Origin of the sequence: Pseudomonas sp. EA_65y_Pfl1_P113 (genome assembly GCF_963970525.1) — a bacterium.
In the GTDB taxonomy this organism is placed as follows: Bacteria; Pseudomonadota; Gammaproteobacteria; order Pseudomonadales; family Pseudomonadaceae; genus Aquipseudomonas; species Aquipseudomonas tritici.
In genome coordinates, this window is record NZ_CAXAQM010000166.1 from 1 (window position 1) to 712 (window position 712).

Annotated in this window: 2 protein-coding genes; both read right to left on the reverse strand. The window is 64.5% G+C overall.

From position 1 onward, the window contains the following. Window positions 1–306, reverse strand: a 306-nt coding sequence (locus tag AACY52_RS28915; RefSeq protein ID WP_339561158.1) for a hypothetical protein, incomplete at its 3' end; no start/stop codon positions are given. 47 nt (window positions 307–353) lie between these two features. Then, window positions 354–712: hypothetical protein (locus tag AACY52_RS28920; protein WP_339561159.1), on the reverse strand; the 359-nt coding region annotated here is incomplete at its 5' end.

Here is a 712-nt window from a genome sequence, read left to right on the forward strand (position 1 = left end):
GCAGCGTAGGGCGAACGGGAGGAAGTGCGGCGCAATGGGCAAGTGGTGTGCCAGTGCGAGCTCGACCGCGTGACGCCATTGGTCCGCATCATGGGTGGTTTCGCGGAGGATTCGTGCGGACGACATCGGCGTGAGCGTGCGCAGTGCGCCCGTCTCGATCGTGACCGCGAGCGGGTCGGTCGACGCGAGGCCGATGACACCTTCGGGAACGATGGCGAGGACATCCCCTTCGAGGATGCAGGGGCTTTGATCGAGGCACGCTTCGTAGGCGGCCGCGCTGGTGTCGTAGAAGTGGACGCGGTGCATGACCGTTTCCTTCAAGGTTTCGATGGGGGGGGCGACCGCGGATGCGGTCAGGAATATCTTGGCCGCTCGACGGGGAAGCGTTCGGGCGGCAGGCCCGAGAAGGTGTAGGCTCGGTAGCGCCCGCCATCATAGATCACCGACGACACGTCCGGCTTGTGGCGTTGCAAGCGCTCGAGAAGGCGGTTTGCGCGACGCTGCGCTGCGATCGCGGTCTCGTCGTCGAAATGGATGGTGATTGCGCGCACAAAGGTGCCGCTGTCGTACCACCAGCCTCCTTCTTCCGGACCTCCGTAGATTCGGTCAATCTCGTAGAATGCGAGGATGCTCCGCATGATGTGCTCCTGTCTGGCCGGTCGGCTCCACCACCGCCGGATTCCGCGAGCCCACTCCTCCTCCTCTTCCCTCA